This is a genomic window from uncultured Acetobacteroides sp. (genome assembly GCF_963667355.2).
Taxonomy (GTDB): domain Bacteria; phylum Bacteroidota; class Bacteroidia; order Bacteroidales; family ZOR0009; genus Acetobacteroides.
This window is the reverse complement of the sequence record NZ_OY763328.2, coordinates 1000298-1014165: the sequence shown is the minus strand read 5'-3', so window position 1 is coordinate 1014165 and position 13868 is coordinate 1000298. Positions and strand designations below refer to the sequence as shown.

Below are 13868 nucleotides of genomic sequence, written 5' to 3'. Positions count from 1 at the left end.
AAAACAAAAAACTTTTATGAAAAAAGGAGCATTAATTTTTTATATCGCTATCTCAGCTGCAGTTATTGGCCTTTACATCATGTTCTTCGTTTCGAAAGGAAGCCAAGAGAAGATTGTTGCAGGGACTCCTGCTGCATCTAAGAATGTGATTGCTTACGTTAATATTGATACTGTTTTAGCAAAGTACGATATGGCAGCCGATCTGAACAAGTCGTTACAGGATAAGACTAAGAAGATCGAAGGCGAATTTGGATCAAGAGTTCAAAGCTTCCAACGCGAGGCGGTAGACTTTCAGGATAAAGCTCAAAAGGGGTTGATTACCCGTTCGCAGGCAGAAGATATGCAAGGGAAACTTCAGCAGAAGCAGCAGTCGCTTTCTCAGCAAGAGAATCAGTACCGCATGCAGCTTGCCGAAGAGCAACAGGTTGCCCTTCGTAACATCCATACTAAAATTGTTGATTTCCTTAAGGAATACAACAAGACCAAGGGGTATTCGGTAATCATTAGCACCACTTTGTATGGTGGGCCTGTACTAGTTGGCAACGAGGCTATCGATATTACCAAAGATGTGATTAAAGGATTGAACGATTCTTACACTCCTGGAAAGTAGCGTATTTTGTACTTTAAATAACAAGTTAAGGGCTACCGAAATTCGGTAGCCCTTTTTGCATGCGGTTAAACGGGCTTTTGCTTGGTTTAATTTAAGGAATAGCCTACTTTAGGGAAACGTATTTCTAAAGAGTGAGAAATGGAAGAAAAATCAACTAGAAGCTGGCATAGCATAAGCAGCGATGATGCGCTTAAGGCTTTGTCTTCTGATAAGATGGGCTTGTCTGCTGATGAGGCGGCTCGGCGCCTTGAAGAGTATGGTAAAAACGAGCTGGCAGCAGAGGAAAAGTCATCGTTGCTGTCCATCTTTCTATCGCAGTTTGCCAACGTGCTGATAGCGGTACTTCTTGTTTCCGCTACCATATCGCTTATACTCGGGAAGCAAGTTGAATCGATATCCATATTTGTTATTGTGGCGTTGGCTGCAATTCTGGGAACATTACAGGAGTTTCAGGCAGGAAAAGCGCTTGAGGTACTTCGTAAGATGGCTTCACCGTCGGCAACCGTACTTCGAGATGGCGAAGCAGCCGAAATTCCTTCTTCGAATCTTGTTCCGGGGGATGTGGTTGTTATCACCTACGGCAATAAAGTTCCTGCCGATATTCGTCTATTCGAAAGTAACAACCTACAAATTGAGGAGGCTGCCCTTACCGGTGAATCGCTGCCGGTTGAGAAGATCTCCGAGACTATCGAGGGCGATAGCATACCGCTTGGCGATCGAAAGAACTTGCTGTTTATGGGAACATCTGTTTCGAACGGTAGGGGGAAGGGCGTTGTGGTAGGAACTGGCTCTAACACCGAGTTCGGGAAGATTGCCACCATGCTGCAGAATACTAAAACCGAGCAAACGCCGCTTCAAAAGAACCTCGATAAGCTGGGTCGCAATATCGGTATCATTGCTATTGTTGTTGCGCTTCTTCTTTCGGTTGTTTCCTACCTCCTTAATGGGGGAACCATTCTAGATGCCTTTATTTGGGCGGTTGCGCTGGCGGTTGCCATTATCCCCGAGGCGCTACCTGCCGTTGTTACCATCGGCTTGGCGCTAGGTGTTCAGCGTATGGTTAGAAGGAAGGCGCTTATCCGGAAGCTGCCAGCGGTTGAAACGCTCGGCGCCGTAAACGTTGTGTGCACCGATAAAACGGGTACGCTTACCAAAGACGAAATGACGATCAGAAGGGTATACGCCGATTCGACCACCTTTGATGTGGATGGAAGCGGCTACTCTCCCGAAGGAAATATCATCCTAAATGGACATAAGGTAAGGCACGATATGAATTCCATCCTTACAAAAGTGCTTTCCTACGGTGTGCTTTGCAGCGATGCCGAGCTGAAGTTCACCGACGAAGGGTGGAGCATTCTTGGCGATCCGACCGAAGGCGCCATTGTTACCGCAGCCCAAAAGGCAAAGATTGATACGGATGCCATCAGAAAGAATAATGTGCGTGTAGAGGAGATTCCGTTTTCCTCGGATAAGAAGTATATGGCTACTGCGCATATCACTGCTGACGGTAAAATGGTAATCCTTAAGGGAGCCTTTGAGGTGGTGATGGCGAAGTGCTCGATGGTGGATGCTTCGGATGGTGCTCAGCCGTTATCTTCGGAAATGGAAATGAGCATTTCCGATACGGTTGCCGGTTTTGCCGCCAATGCTCTCCGTGTTATTTCTGTTGCCTATAAGATGGTAGACAATAGCGAGCCGCTAGCAGACAAGATGCTTACGGATATGGTCTTGGCTGGCTTTGTGGCTATGATCGACCCTCCGCGCGAGGAGGTGAAGCCCGCCATTGCCACCTGCAAGAGGGCTGGAATACGTACCATCATGATTACGGGCGACCATAAGGCTACCGCTTTTGCCATTGCCAAGGAACTGAAGATTGCCCACGACGAGTCGCAGGTGTACTCTGGTTCAGATGTTGAAAAGATGGACCAGGTTGAGCTGGATGCTGCCGTAAATAAGGCTTCGGTATTTGCACGTATTGCTCCCGAGCATAAACTGCGTATCGTGGAATCGCTCATGAAGCAGGGTAATGTTGCTGCTATGACGGGCGATGGGGTTAACGATGCTCCGGCGCTTAAAAAGGCAAATATCGGCGTTGCTATGGGCATTACGGGAACCGACGTAAGCAAGGAGGCTGCCGATATGATCCTTACCGATGACAACTTCGTAACCATCGTGGCGGCGGTGGAGGAGGGGCGTACCATCTTCGAAAACATCAAGAAGTTTCTCATCTTCCTGCTTAGCGGAAATGCCGGAACCGTGTTTGCCATAATGATTGCATTTGGGTTTGGGCTGGCTCTGCCGCTGACTGCCGTTCAAATCCTATTTATTAACTTTATAATGGACGGGCTTATTGCCATTGCCATAAGCTTGGAACCTGCCGAGGAGGGCATCATGCACCGTAAGCCCCGTACCGTAAGCGAGGGAATTATCACCCGAATGGGGCTGCTGCGCATCATGTCGCTGGGGATGGCCATTGCGCTGGTAACCTTTGCGGTTTACTACGTTGGGGTTGTTGTGCTGAAGCTGCCGCTAATCGAGGCGCAGACTATGTTCTTCCTAACGCTGATCTTTGCAAGGCTGTTCAACAGCTTAAACAACCGATCGCTGAACGCATCAGCATTTAGGTCGAAGCTGCTGGGGAATATTCCTCTGGTTGTTTCGAGCGTTGCGGGCCTTGCCATTGTTTGGGCCACTACCAAGATCGGGGTGCTCCAAGCCGCGTTTGGAAATGTTGACATCAGCATTAACGGATGGCTGGTGGCCATCGGAGCCGGTTCGCTGGTGCTGCTCTTTGGGGAGATCTTTAAGATGATATCGAGGGGCAAACTGTAGGGTTTGCTTGCGAGAGGCTAGAAAATAAAAGGCGGGCACGTTGTGGTGTCCGCCTTTCTTTATTGCTTTACGATGAAAATCTTCTCATCGGCCTTCTTCATCAGGTACTGCTCGCGCGCGTACTTCTCCAGATTCTCGTTGTTGGTGGTCAACTCCTTTATCCGGGTGCTATCCTCGGTAATCTTGGTCTTGTAGTACTCCTTTTCGTCCTTCATCTCGCGAATGGCCGATGCGTTGGTCATCATGTCAACCAGGTTGTAGCGGTCGAAAAAGGTGAGCCATACCAGAAAAACTACGATGGTAAGCACGTACTTATTCCGCAATACAACGAGCGACTGCACGAGGTAGTACTTTACGGGATGCTCGCTCTTCTGCTTGCCCGTCATTCCTTTAGCGTCTTTTTCTTCGGCTTCTTTCATGGATTGCATCTAATAATGCGAATATAGCAAGAAACCGCGTAAAAAGTTATGCGCAATTAAAGAACATGAAGCCGCTTGGTGGAATACTGATTTGCTGGTGAAAATTAAAGATTGGCGGGTAAACGTGGCTGTTTTGTTTGGGAAATCGATAGGTTTGTTGGTGAAAGTCACAAATTGGTGTGCAGTATAATCGAAAAAACGATTTGTATCGATTTTAAAAACGATTTGTGATAGAACGCACGCATATAAGCCAAGGGCGCCTAGTTAATGGGCGCCCTTGTTATTGCTATGCTTGCTGTGCCTTTACGGACGTCTGCGGTGAGTTTAATTTCATCCGTATTGTGATAACTTGTAATTACTCCTGGCTTGCTAAAGTCGGCTAACCTTAGGTTGTTATACCAATAGTCGATGTACAACTTAACAACTAATTCAAAGTCCCCACTAACGGTCAACTTGCTCACCTTGGGCTTACGATCCTTGCTGTAAAAGAAGTCAGTATATAAAAGCCTCTTCGTACCCATTCTATTCTCATAAACCGTTCTTTGCCCATTCCCCAACTCTTTTACACCCGTCGGGTTTAGATTTAGGCCTTCTGGTGTTTGCAAAAAAGCATCGAGAAGACCGCTAACTTCGATATAGTCTTCTCCTCCAAAAGTAGTTCCCAATTTATGGGGAAATGTTGCCCTCAAATTATGAATACTATCCTCCTTTGCACGTTGGGGAGTAGATGCAACAAACGCCTCCTTTCCTGCCTGTTGTTGGGATTCTATTTTAGCAATTCTAATACTATCTGAGACCAATCGTTCTCTTTCTGCCTTTAGGATGTTAGCATTTGAAATAAGGTCATTGCACTTTTCATAGAACGCCAACTCCGATTTATAAGATTCAATATTTATCTTACCTGCAAACTTCTTACAATCGCCAGTTAAGGCATTATTTAAATCGCGAATCTGTTCATTTAAAGAATATTCTCCAATCAAATCAGCCCTTACACCTTTACTGATGGACTCTTGGCATTTATCCAATGCAATATCAAGGTAATATACAGCGCGATGCAAGTTTGGTTTCGCCTTTTCTAAACTAGGCAGTAAATCCTTATTATGGCGATTGTATTGAAGGGTGTCAGAGCCAAAAACAAAGACTCCTTTAGCATTTTGAGCATGGAGCGAATAGCTTAATCCTATGAGTAATAAAAATACAATGTTTTTCATTTCGCTAAAGTTTGATTCAAATGTAGTAAATCGGTAAATATTTAACTCTATTTCTACGTCATTATTTTAATGTCAACTATATAACACCCGCATAACTCACCATAACTCTATTGATCGCAATGCCGTTGGAAGTGGCTTATTGATTGTCCACCTTTGAATAAACAAAAACGCAACAACATGAAAGAGATTGACAAAAAGAAAACTACTGAGGCAATAAAAGAACTAAACAAGGCAGTTTCTACATTATACGAACAGTGCGCATACGACAGCAACTTACTTAGAACAGTAGATAAACTTTACGATCAGATTTACGAAATAAGCTACAAACTAAGGAAAAGAGGGTGCTAAACACCCTCTTTTGTTATATCATAGTTCGCCGTTAAAACCTCCACCTTCCTTTTCCTCTTTTCAAGCGTATTTCCATTCCCTGCGCTCAACGCCTTATCCACACTAATCGAATACCATCCGTTTTTGGCTATATACTCGTCTAAAATTTCACTCGGATATGAGCTAAGCAGGAATTTACCCTTAACCTTGATTAAAACGTCTAAATCGCGCCTAAAATGTTCCTCTTCGTATCCTCCGTAATGACCTTGGTTGGAACCCACATAGGGAGGATCGACGTAGTGAAAGGTGCTTTCGGTATCTCTGCTCAATATGACCTTATGCGCTTCATTACATTCTATTTGAACATACTTCATGCGCTCCGATAAATCTTCGTTGAAGGAGTCTATCTTATTTTGCACGGTTCTAGCCCGCTTATCTCTGTCGTAACCCCACGTGCCTATCTTGCACGAAAAGCCTTGGTTGGTCACTACAAAAAACGCCCAGGCGCGGATAACAGGATCGTCGGCAAAGAGCTCTGGCGTTGAATAAATAATCATGGCCTTCTTGTAGGTTTCGCGGCTATGAAGAGTTGCTTCTATCCGTTTACGGAGGGAGAAGTAATCGTGCTTTAAAACATCGTAAAAATTGACAATATTCATATTCGCATCGTTAACGACCTCGCAACGGCTTGGCTCTTTAGCCCAGAATACAGCTCCTCCTCCGAAAAAACTTTCAGTGTAAATGGTGTGTTCCGGTATTAGCGGTAAGATATTTGGCAACAGCTGCTGTTTACCTCCGTAATAACTAATCGGTGTTTTCATGATTTAAAATGGTTTTAAATGGTATTTCAACTATCTTTGTAGCCTCTCACAGATATAAAATAAATGCGCAAGCATTCCCATCAGAAGGCTTTGGGGCCATCGGCGGGGATGCTTGCGCATTTTTTGTGTTTTATATCTGTGAGAGGATTGAAATACGGGCCGATGGCCTTTTTTTTGCTAGCTAGTCATCGTATAGCTATAACCTTTCTTGAGATCGGTTACCTCTACCGTCGAAAACTTCGTTCGCTGAATTACGGATAGCCCTATTGCGGTTACAAATGGCATGGTGGGCTTACTTACAACCGACAGCCCTACCGATGCAAGTTTAAAGCTGCTTTCTGGGTAGCGGTCGTAAGGCGTAATAACCGATAGCGAAGCAGCCCCCAACAAAGGAGGCTTCAATCCCTGATTAATTACCGACAGGCCAACCGATGACAGCCTAAAGCTGCTCTCAGGAAAAATCCCGTAGTTGGTAAGTACTGAAAAGGAAAGTCCCGCTATCTGCATGATGCTAGTTGTATTTTGTTATGGCAAGACGAAGAATCACCCACCTTGCCGCAATTAGGAACTTAGCCCTAGACGAGTTTGCAGCGCTGTAGAACTCAGGGTGGGCACTCGTTAATGGTTTGCCATCAGTTCCAACGTCAAGCGCTCCAGTTATTAGGTTTCCAACTCTTAGACATCGCATACCAATTGCATCATCCGTATTAGCACCTGACGAGTGGTTGCTCTTACAATCGATCCAAGGGTAGGCAACATCGTTGGTCATGAAATCCGCAGGACAATCGCGAGACTCAGCAATTTTCATCTTAACGCCATTCCAAATAGTTGGGCGGTAAATAGGGTGAAGTGTTGCCGTGTCGCCAGCCGACTTATAGCAAAGGGTTGTGCTATCAACGGCCGTAATTACCGAGCCTCCTTGGTAGGTATTGCCTGCATAGGTGACGTATGCGCTACCAGCCTTTACGAAGTACGATACGCCAGCCAATAACGGAACACCCGATACCGTTGGGGTAATCTTAGCACCTTCGCTAAAGTCGATGGAATCATCAAAAGGAGTAATCAGCACTCCATTCTTTTCGGTATCGGGGATTAGGCTAAGGTTGATATTGTTGAAGTTAGTACCCATTGGCACAGGCATTGGCTTTGACAGCAACACGCACCCCGCAAAATCGGAAGCAAGGCCAAGACGCTCGCCTATTATTACCACCTTATCGGTTGGCTTAACCTCAATCTCGAATGGCGATGAGGTAAGATCGGCGGTTGCCTTAAACGCTATTTTCATCGCAGGTGGGAATGGACCAATGTGCTTACCGCTATCCATATAGCATGCAGGATAGTTATCTTTATCTCCATATATTAGCGAATAGTCGAAGTTGTATCCATCCGTATCTCCATCTGGCTTATTAAATATTCTGTTATCGGTTATCTTACAGTTAGCCCAAGAAATCTTTGAATATCCAGATAGAATAATCCCATTTGACATCCAATTCATAATGGCTGCAAATTTCTGAGCAGCTGTTTGCCCATCAGCATCTATACGAATATCTCCAGTATTATCTGATTTCCTTGCCCAAAATGTGCAATTAACTCTAAAAATACAGGTGTCGAACTTAGGTAAAACACTAGATCGGCCTACATCAAGAAATACCTTACAATTGTCATAAATAGACTTTGACATAATTACTTCTCCGCACGATGGCCTTGCTGAGTTTGTTATATTTAAGTAAGCAGCCCCGGTTGTATTAGAATAGAAAATATATGGGGAACCAACAGTGCCTACTAAAGTATCATAGATAGAATAACTCGAAGATTGCCCATAATTATCTCCTTTTGTATTAACTAGAATAGAATTAGAAATCACACCAAAGGCGGACGATAAAGGACAAATGTTCGCAATTATTAATCTGATACAACTAGGGGTATTTATGGTGTAAATGTTTTTCCCGTCAAAAATCGCGTCTCCCAAGAAATCTGAACTATATGATCTACCTGAAACGCTCACCTGCTCCGAGAAATATCCTTTCAAAACTAAGTTCCCGCTTTTAAGCACCGCTTTGTTAATGGTTTGGTAAGGCTTATCAGCGCTACCATCGCCAAGCAAGTCATCACCTCCCCAACTATCAACGTAAACGTATCCTGCCCCTGTGGTTTTCCACGTTCTCTTATATGCCAACGAAAATGCCATAGCTCTACTGTTTTAAGGTTACTGTAAATTGTTCGTTATCCAGCCTCCAGTTGGTAGCCTGCTCTATGTAGGTACGCTCAACCATGATGGAGTAGGTTCCTTTGTCTATTACCAGTACCCGTGGGCGTGCCCACCTGTCGAAGGTAGTTTTGTTGTTGCCGCTTGTAATGGTTTCTTCTTGGGCAAGGCTACCTGCCGATGCCACCTTCATCTTTAGCTCGTAGGGAGGCTCAAATAGCCCCTCGCTATAGCAGGTATCAATAACCGTCTGTTTTACCTCATCGGTTTGTTCTGCGAATGCTTTAGTTTCGTCAAAAGCAATATTGCCATTTAACTGTATCATGCTGTTTGTTTTAGTTGTAACTTCCTTCAATAAGTAGGCTCCCAATTGTTTTGCCAGTGGCAAAGGCAATCTTTAAGTTTAGAGCGGAACCTGCTGCTACCGCTATTGAGATGGTATTACCGTTAGTAATTGTCGATGCAGTTCCTACACCCGCTTGTACGGATGTAAAGAGGGAAGCATCCCACGATAGCTTCTTAATGGTTGCTGCTGCAGGGAATGAAATGTTTGCCTCCTGCGCATCAGAAAAGCAAACCGAAAGCAGTATTACCTTGGCGTTGCTATCAATAAGATTTTTAAGAACTCTTCCCTGATTGGCAGAAAGCGGCTTATTGGCAGCAGTAGAAAGTAAATCGTCAACGATATCGCTGATATTTACCTTGCTGGTAGATATTGTGTCGATTACAGTCTTGTTGCTTTTGATGAATGCAACAATCTCCTGCACCGTGTCGAGGGTAACATCATCGGATTGTAGTATCGTTAAAATTGTTTGCAGTTGAGCGTACAACTTGGCAAGCGTATCACCTGCAGGAGCAACGCCATCGCGGAGCGTGGTTATAATGCTGCTAGCCTCCTCTATTGCCTGCTGTGCTTTTAGATCGGCAGCGCCGGCCTGCTGCGACACGGTTGCTACGCTTTGCGACAGCGTTTCAACATCCGACTTTTCAGCCTTACCGTTTATGGCTTCAGCCAATCCATCCACCGAACCAACGGGAATCTTATCTTCCCTATGAAAGAACGAATCCAACCAGTCGCCAAACTGCGATTCGGTGGGGTACATCCCTTTTTTAAACCAACTCTTAAGCTGCTGTATGCTTCGTAGTGCCATTTTGCTCTATTTTAAGTTATCCCAAACGCATTATATAGGCCATCACGTAGTATGGAGGGCGGTTCTCGTGCGACTCGCCACCACCAGCCTCTTTTGATTTATAATTTCTAGCCTCAGAAGAGTTTGAATCTCCAGAAACTCGTATGCCTGCTGCACTTTCATCGGAATCTGTGTATACTCCTACTGAGTCGCCTTTTAACCTATTGCCAAGAAACAAATGGAAATGTTTAGCAAGTTGGGCAACCGTTAAAGTCACCGATTTTAAGCCTCCTTTTTTTGCAATGGCATCATAGTCTTCATCATTAGGATCAAAGCCAACAACAAATCTGCTTTTTAAGTCTGGAAGATTAAAAAAACCTTGTCCTACTGCTGATGGCGTGTGCAGCCTACCAATCTTTGCGTATAGCCCTGGATAATCAGTAGCCGAAAGCGTAGAGCCGTCGCACAAGGCGTAACCTGCAGGAATTGCTTCAGGAGTACAGTATCCCGCCCAAATCTGCGCGATGCCAAGCGGTGGAGGTGCCAGCAGCGCAATGGCTTCCTCGAGCACCTTTGCCTTAGCCTCCAACTCAACGTTAGTCTTGATCGATTTAAAGTCTGCCCAAGCAAACTTCTCGTTCCCGGTTCCTGCAGCCAGCGAACGGCGGGTGTAGGCAGTTGGGTAGGAGTTGCCCTGGGCGTCTACTGATATCGACTCGGTTTTTACGTAAAGCCCGGCGCTTACCGCTCCACCGTCAAAGCGAAGAATCTCACCTTGCGGAAAAGCCTGAGTCTTGACAAATACGTAACCCTCCGAGCGATTTGCACCACCATTGGTTAGGTCGCATCCTGCAAGGATTATCTTATCCCCACCGATATTTCCCAGCATGGCGAGCATGGCTGCGTTGCCCTGTATGTAGTCCAGCGTCTCCGCATCGAGTGGAAAATCGCGGTTTGCTTGATTCAAATAGTTACCTAAAATTTTATCCATAGCTATACATAATTGATGGCGTAGCGCTTGCTCGCCAGTTTGTAGGTGTTGGTTATTGCCCTAAGGCGAGATTCATCCAAGCCTTTAAGATCGATGGGCAGGTTTACCATGAAGTCGAAGCCCGTTGTTCCCGAAAACCCTCGTCGCGAAATCAGCAGAGCACCCTCACCACGCCGCTTCAGCATTTTAAACTTGCTCTCCGAACGCTGGTAAATGAAAACTGCCGCACCTGAAATATCACCGTCGGTAACGGTGATCCGTCGGCTTGTTGGATCAAAGGCATCGTTAAGCACGGCGCGGAGGTAGCACGTTTGCCCGTTGTGGTATAACCGGTAGTTGGTCTCATCCCTAAACTGCATAAACGAGCGGTACAGGCTAACCACCGGAGAAATCATTGCATTCGCAATGGCTACCAGCAGCGGCTTACGCAGCATGGTGGGTAGCAGCATTAACACCAGCTTCTTGTGCGATATGTCGTAGATTCTACTACTGCTCATAAGGCTTCATGGTAAAGGTGGAACTCTTCAGCACAAAGTATCCAGCGGCAGGAACCTTCACAGCATCGATAGCCTCGGTGGTATCGACGCCAGCCTCCTTGCTCGATGATTCGCGTAGCTCCACCACCTTAACGCCATCAACCTTTTGAAGGGTGTCCACCAAATCCATGTTGGTGTACATACCGTTAAATGGCAGGTTTTCGATGTAGCTTTTAACCGCATCGATACAGGCATTCTGCACATTTTCGGGTAGTAGCATCGGGTTGTAGTAGATGTCGCACGAAAGGTTGAACTCGTCCGGAGCAATGTTTACAAGGTTGATTCTTACGCCAGCGTCCTTGATCTCGTAGATGTAGGCATCCAACTGCACTTCCACTTCTTTTGGCAATGGGGTACGGATTCCATTAGTTTCTCCTGCTACCTTAATGGTAAGTATCGAAGCATCCTTATTCTCGGTAGCAACCGCATGCTTTACGACCCTTGCGGCTTCAATATCGTTTACGCTCATCAACGAGGAGTCGTAGTAGTCCTTGTCCGGAACAAGCGTTTTGTTTACCATAAAGGCTAGCACCTTGTCGCGATACCACTTTGGGCGGTGGGCAATAATCTCATCTATCCGGGTACTAACATCCGATCGAAAGCGGTCGAACAGCGTCTCCAGAGTCCAAATGCAAACGGCCACCGTGTAGAAAAGAATGCTCTCAACGGACACCGTGCTGAATGTGGCGTTAAAGTCATCGCCCACCTTAAAGCGGTAGATGGCTGCCGCCGATTCGTTGCCCATAAACTCAGCGCAAATGGTGTGCTTTATTTCTGCTATGCTTCGTGCCATACTAGGATACAATAAAATCGATTTCTATTCCCATAAAGTTGATTCCTCCAACGGGATGCTGGGTTAAATCATCTACGGTTGGTGCAGTAAAAGGAACTATTCCTTTATTCGAGTAATAATCGACGATATCCGAGTCAACTATCGGCTCACTTCCAAGCAGCGAATCGTAAGGGTTTAGATCGTCAGTAATTGACAGCCCATTGCTTAAAGCCAAATCAAAAACCGATTCAATCCCACCTGAATGCTGTACAGCAACATCCAGCATCGACTGCCGTTCATATACTTTTAAATTCGCCATTACTACCGTTTAAATACCATTTAAAGGTTACTTTACCACCCTAAATCGTTTAAGCACAAAGTAGGCTAGTACAACAAGTCCAAGTGAAATAATTATAGCCATCCACGTAAATGCTGCGGGAGGCTTGGTTTTGGTTTTCGAATCAGATGATGTTTTAGCATTCGCATCCGATTTTGACTTATTGCTTTCGTTAGTGGCACTTGCTACCTCGCTCAACTTCCCTGTTTTTTCGGTGATGTTGGAATTCGTTTTGCGATTCGTTTTTTCCTGCGAAACCGTTTGCTCAACCGGGTATTGTTTCCCCGAACTATCAGGCTGAGAGTATTTGGTTGTAGTAGTTGTTCGGGTGGTTACCTCGTCTACTACCGACTTATCAACCTTCGTTGTGGAGTCCTTTTCAACCGCTTTGGCTGTGGACGATTTAGCCAAATCAACAACACTTGATGTTTTCGACGTAACATCTTCCGATGTTACAATCTTTGACGTTCGACATCCGAAAAGGAGGATGCTAAAAATCAATCCCGTTATCAGTAAGAAGTTTTTCATACTTTGCTATTGTTTTTTCGAGTTGCTCAATTTTCTTATTGCGTTTGGCATGCAAGGCTATCTCATCGCGAAGTTTCGCGATTTCTTCTTTTAACTCGTCGTTTTCTTTTGATAGCGCATCTACCTTGGTTAGCAGGGTGTCTACTCTTTTTTCCAACGAATCGACCACCTTTTGCCAAGTTTCGAGAGCCATGTCAATATTTTCGATATTCTGCCGCTTACGGCCGAAGATCCACCCTCCAAAAGATCCGGCCAAACCAGTACCAAGGGCAATTACTATCGTTGATGCTACTTCGTTCATACAATGAATTTTTTAGCCAGTTCGTAAAGTCTCTTCCTATCATCCAACCCATTCGTTCCACCATTAATGCGCTTCGAAATCGTGACGATATCATCAGCATCAGCAAAAGCATTTAGCCCATTGGTAGTCCAAAACCAGCATGCAGATTTCACAGCATTGTCCGGTTGTTCTAGCAACGCGGGGTTACTAAGCAAGGAAAGGTTGCCGAAAAGGGCTTTGCTGCATCGTTCATAGTTTGCTTTGCCTGTGACCTGAATTAGACCTCGGCCCTTGTATTTCTGCCCGTCGCCATCAGCCTCTGGAGTGTTACCAAGCTTAACAGCCAATCTTCCGGTGTCGTAGGCGCTACCGCTGGCTATTTCTCTGACATAGTTGAAGCACCCCGATTCGTGGGCCACCTGTGCGATGAAATGTCTTTTCCTTTGTGGGGTATTTATTCCATACTGCTCCATCCACCTGTTTAATGGATCTACGAATGGCTGTAGTACACCTGTTCTTGTTAAGGGACAAACCCCCTTTAGCTGGTTAATGGTTATCATAATGGTTTAGTGTTAATGGTTACACTCAGCTTATTGCTATAATCGTCGTAGTTGATGCTTGCACGAGCGAAGTGGGCTCGAATCCTTTTCTCAATCTTTGATGGGCTATACTTTCCCCTAACGAACTGCGTCAGGCCACAACCCAATAGCGGATCTTCCTTCAGATCACCTTGAGACATGCTCAATACTAAAGCGGCACACTGATCGGTATTGTCGCCAACAGCCACCCCTTGTGTTATGATACCATTCCCATCTCTTTCGATAGAAACGGCTAAATCAAATTCAGTATCGAGCATTAATCCTCTCAT

Annotated in this window: 18 protein-coding genes; 3 read left to right on the top strand and 15 right to left on the bottom strand. The window is 45.3% G+C overall.

Going from position 1 to position 13868, the window contains the following annotated elements; translation table 11 throughout:
- The first annotated feature begins 16 nt into the window (after positions 1-16).
- Both ACHZA1_RS04240 and ACHZA1_RS04235 read left to right on the top strand, forming a co-directional pair.
- Positions 17-610 (top strand): OmpH family outer membrane protein, encoded by a 594-nt coding sequence (locus tag ACHZA1_RS04240; protein WP_320053994.1) that lies wholly within the window; start codon positions 17-19, stop codon positions 608-610.
- A 138-nt stretch (positions 611-748) separates the two neighbouring features.
- A complete protein-coding gene (locus ACHZA1_RS04235; RefSeq protein ID WP_320053993.1) occupies positions 749-3442 on the top strand; it encodes a cation-translocating P-type ATPase in 2694 nt (897 codons plus the stop codon).
- Between the two features lie 59 nt (positions 3443-3501).
- Here the strand turns inward: ACHZA1_RS04235 and ACHZA1_RS04230 are convergent, their stop codons facing one another.
- Both ACHZA1_RS04230 and ACHZA1_RS04225 read right to left on the bottom strand, forming a co-directional pair.
- Positions 3502-3861: a septum formation initiator family protein gene (locus ACHZA1_RS04230; RefSeq protein WP_320053992.1), complete on the bottom strand. Its 360-nt coding sequence runs from the start codon at positions 3859-3861 to the stop codon at positions 3502-3504.
- 260 nt (positions 3862-4121) lie between these two features.
- On the bottom strand, positions 4122-5072 hold the full coding sequence (locus tag ACHZA1_RS04225) for a hypothetical protein (RefSeq protein ID WP_320053991.1): 951 nt from the start codon (positions 5070-5072) through the stop codon (positions 4122-4124).
- A gap of 177 nt (positions 5073-5249) precedes the next feature.
- Between ACHZA1_RS04225 and ACHZA1_RS04220 the strand changes: the two genes are divergently transcribed.
- Positions 5250-5420, top strand: coding sequence for a hypothetical protein (locus tag ACHZA1_RS04220; RefSeq protein ID WP_320053990.1), 171 nt, complete (start codon positions 5250-5252; stop codon positions 5418-5420).
- On the opposite strand, the gene ACHZA1_RS04215 is transcribed toward ACHZA1_RS04220, so the two are convergent.
- From ACHZA1_RS04215 to ACHZA1_RS04155, 13 genes are all read right to left on the bottom strand, one after another.
- A complete protein-coding gene (locus ACHZA1_RS04215) occupies positions 5417-6220 on the bottom strand; it encodes a DNA adenine methylase (RefSeq protein ID WP_320053989.1) in 804 nt (267 codons plus the stop codon). The two genes, ACHZA1_RS04220 and ACHZA1_RS04215, sit on opposite strands and share 4 nt — an antisense overlap.
- Positions 6221-6397: 177 nt before the next feature.
- Entirely contained in the window at positions 6398-6727 is a 330-nt protein-coding gene (locus ACHZA1_RS04210) for a hypothetical protein (protein ID WP_320053988.1), read from the bottom strand.
- A 4-nt stretch (positions 6728-6731) separates the two neighbouring features.
- A complete protein-coding gene (locus ACHZA1_RS04205; RefSeq protein ID WP_320053987.1) occupies positions 6732-7715 on the bottom strand; it encodes a hypothetical protein in 984 nt (327 codons plus the stop codon).
- Between the two features lie 697 nt (positions 7716-8412).
- The gene (locus ACHZA1_RS04200) at positions 8413-8751 is read right to left on the bottom strand and encodes a hypothetical protein (protein WP_320053986.1); all 339 of its coding nucleotides are present in this window, start codon (positions 8749-8751) and stop codon (positions 8413-8415) included.
- A gap of 10 nt (positions 8752-8761) precedes the next feature.
- The gene (locus ACHZA1_RS04195; protein WP_320053985.1) at positions 8762-9577 is read right to left on the bottom strand and encodes a hypothetical protein; all 816 of its coding nucleotides are present in this window, start codon (positions 9575-9577) and stop codon (positions 8762-8764) included.
- Positions 9578-9593: 16 nt separating this feature from the next.
- Positions 9594-10547, bottom strand: a complete 954-nt coding sequence (locus ACHZA1_RS04190) for a tail fiber protein (RefSeq protein WP_320053984.1) — start codon at positions 10545-10547, stop codon at positions 9594-9596.
- A gap of 2 nt (positions 10548-10549) precedes the next feature.
- The gene (locus ACHZA1_RS04185) at positions 10550-11044 is read right to left on the bottom strand and encodes a hypothetical protein (RefSeq protein ID WP_320053983.1); all 495 of its coding nucleotides are present in this window, start codon (positions 11042-11044) and stop codon (positions 10550-10552) included.
- On the bottom strand, positions 11034-11876 hold the full coding sequence (locus tag ACHZA1_RS04180) for a hypothetical protein (protein WP_320053982.1): 843 nt from the start codon (positions 11874-11876) through the stop codon (positions 11034-11036). Before ACHZA1_RS04180 ends, ACHZA1_RS04185 begins: the two co-directional genes overlap by 11 nt.
- A gap of 1 nt (position 11877) precedes the next feature.
- The gene (locus ACHZA1_RS04175; protein ID WP_320053981.1) at positions 11878-12174 is read right to left on the bottom strand and encodes a hypothetical protein; all 297 of its coding nucleotides are present in this window, start codon (positions 12172-12174) and stop codon (positions 11878-11880) included.
- Positions 12175-12201: 27 nt separating this feature from the next.
- Positions 12202-12720 carry a hypothetical protein gene (locus ACHZA1_RS04170; RefSeq protein ID WP_320053980.1) on the bottom strand — a complete coding sequence of 173 codons (519 nt, stop codon included), beginning with the start codon at positions 12718-12720 and terminating at the stop codon, positions 12202-12204.
- Entirely contained in the window at positions 12683-13021 is a 339-nt protein-coding gene (locus ACHZA1_RS04165; protein WP_320053979.1) for a hypothetical protein, read from the bottom strand. Before ACHZA1_RS04165 ends, ACHZA1_RS04170 begins: the two co-directional genes overlap by 38 nt.
- Positions 13018-13560, bottom strand: a complete 543-nt coding sequence (locus tag ACHZA1_RS04160) for a glycoside hydrolase family 19 protein (protein WP_320053978.1) — start codon at positions 13558-13560, stop codon at positions 13018-13020. Before ACHZA1_RS04160 ends, ACHZA1_RS04165 begins: the two co-directional genes overlap by 4 nt.
- Positions 13557-13868 (bottom strand): hypothetical protein, encoded by a 312-nt coding sequence (locus ACHZA1_RS04155; protein ID WP_320053977.1) that lies wholly within the window; start codon positions 13866-13868, stop codon positions 13557-13559. The genes ACHZA1_RS04160 and ACHZA1_RS04155 overlap by 4 nt, the downstream gene beginning before the upstream one ends.

Bases quoted from the DNA above. Each gene is read 5' to 3' on its own strand.
- ACHZA1_RS04240 (WP_320053994.1), top strand. From the start codon at position 17: ATGAAAAAAGGAGCATTAATTTTTTATATCGCTATCTCAGCTGCAGTT.
- ACHZA1_RS04235 (WP_320053993.1), top strand. From the start codon at position 749: ATGGAAGAAAAATCAACTAGAAGCTGGCATAGCATAAGCAGCGATGAT.
- ACHZA1_RS04230 (WP_320053992.1), bottom strand. From the start codon at position 3,861: ATGAAAGAAGCCGAAGAAAAAGACGCTAAAGGAATGACGGGCAAGCAG.
- ACHZA1_RS04225 (WP_320053991.1), bottom strand. From the start codon at position 5,072: ATGAAAAACATTGTATTTTTATTACTCATAGGATTAAGCTATTCGCTC.
- ACHZA1_RS04220 (WP_320053990.1), top strand. From the start codon at position 5,250: ATGAAAGAGATTGACAAAAAGAAAACTACTGAGGCAATAAAAGAACTA.
- ACHZA1_RS04215 (WP_320053989.1), bottom strand. From the start codon at position 6,220: ATGAAAACACCGATTAGTTATTACGGAGGTAAACAGCAGCTGTTGCCA.
- ACHZA1_RS04210 (WP_320053988.1), bottom strand. From the start codon at position 6,727: ATGCAGATAGCGGGACTTTCCTTTTCAGTACTTACCAACTACGGGATT.
- ACHZA1_RS04205 (WP_320053987.1), bottom strand. From the start codon at position 7,715: ATGAATTGGATGTCAAATGGGATTATTCTATCTGGATATTCAAAGATT.
- ACHZA1_RS04200 (WP_320053986.1), bottom strand. From the start codon at position 8,751: ATGATACAGTTAAATGGCAATATTGCTTTTGACGAAACTAAAGCATTC.
- ACHZA1_RS04195 (WP_320053985.1), bottom strand. From the start codon at position 9,577: ATGGCACTACGAAGCATACAGCAGCTTAAGAGTTGGTTTAAAAAAGGG.
- ACHZA1_RS04190 (WP_320053984.1), bottom strand. From the start codon at position 10,547: ATGGATAAAATTTTAGGTAACTATTTGAATCAAGCAAACCGCGATTTT.
- ACHZA1_RS04185 (WP_320053983.1), bottom strand. From the start codon at position 11,044: ATGAGCAGTAGTAGAATCTACGACATATCGCACAAGAAGCTGGTGTTA.
- ACHZA1_RS04180 (WP_320053982.1), bottom strand. From the start codon at position 11,876: ATGGCACGAAGCATAGCAGAAATAAAGCACACCATTTGCGCTGAGTTT.
- ACHZA1_RS04175 (WP_320053981.1), bottom strand. From the start codon at position 12,174: ATGGCGAATTTAAAAGTATATGAACGGCAGTCGATGCTGGATGTTGCT.
- ACHZA1_RS04170 (WP_320053980.1), bottom strand. From the start codon at position 12,720: ATGAAAAACTTCTTACTGATAACGGGATTGATTTTTAGCATCCTCCTT.
- ACHZA1_RS04165 (WP_320053979.1), bottom strand. From the start codon at position 13,021: ATGAACGAAGTAGCATCAACGATAGTAATTGCCCTTGGTACTGGTTTG.
- ACHZA1_RS04160 (WP_320053978.1), bottom strand. From the start codon at position 13,560: ATGATAACCATTAACCAGCTAAAGGGGGTTTGTCCCTTAACAAGAACA.
- ACHZA1_RS04155 (WP_320053977.1), bottom strand. From the start codon at position 13,868: ATGAGAGGATTAATGCTCGATACTGAATTTGATTTAGCCGTTTCTATC.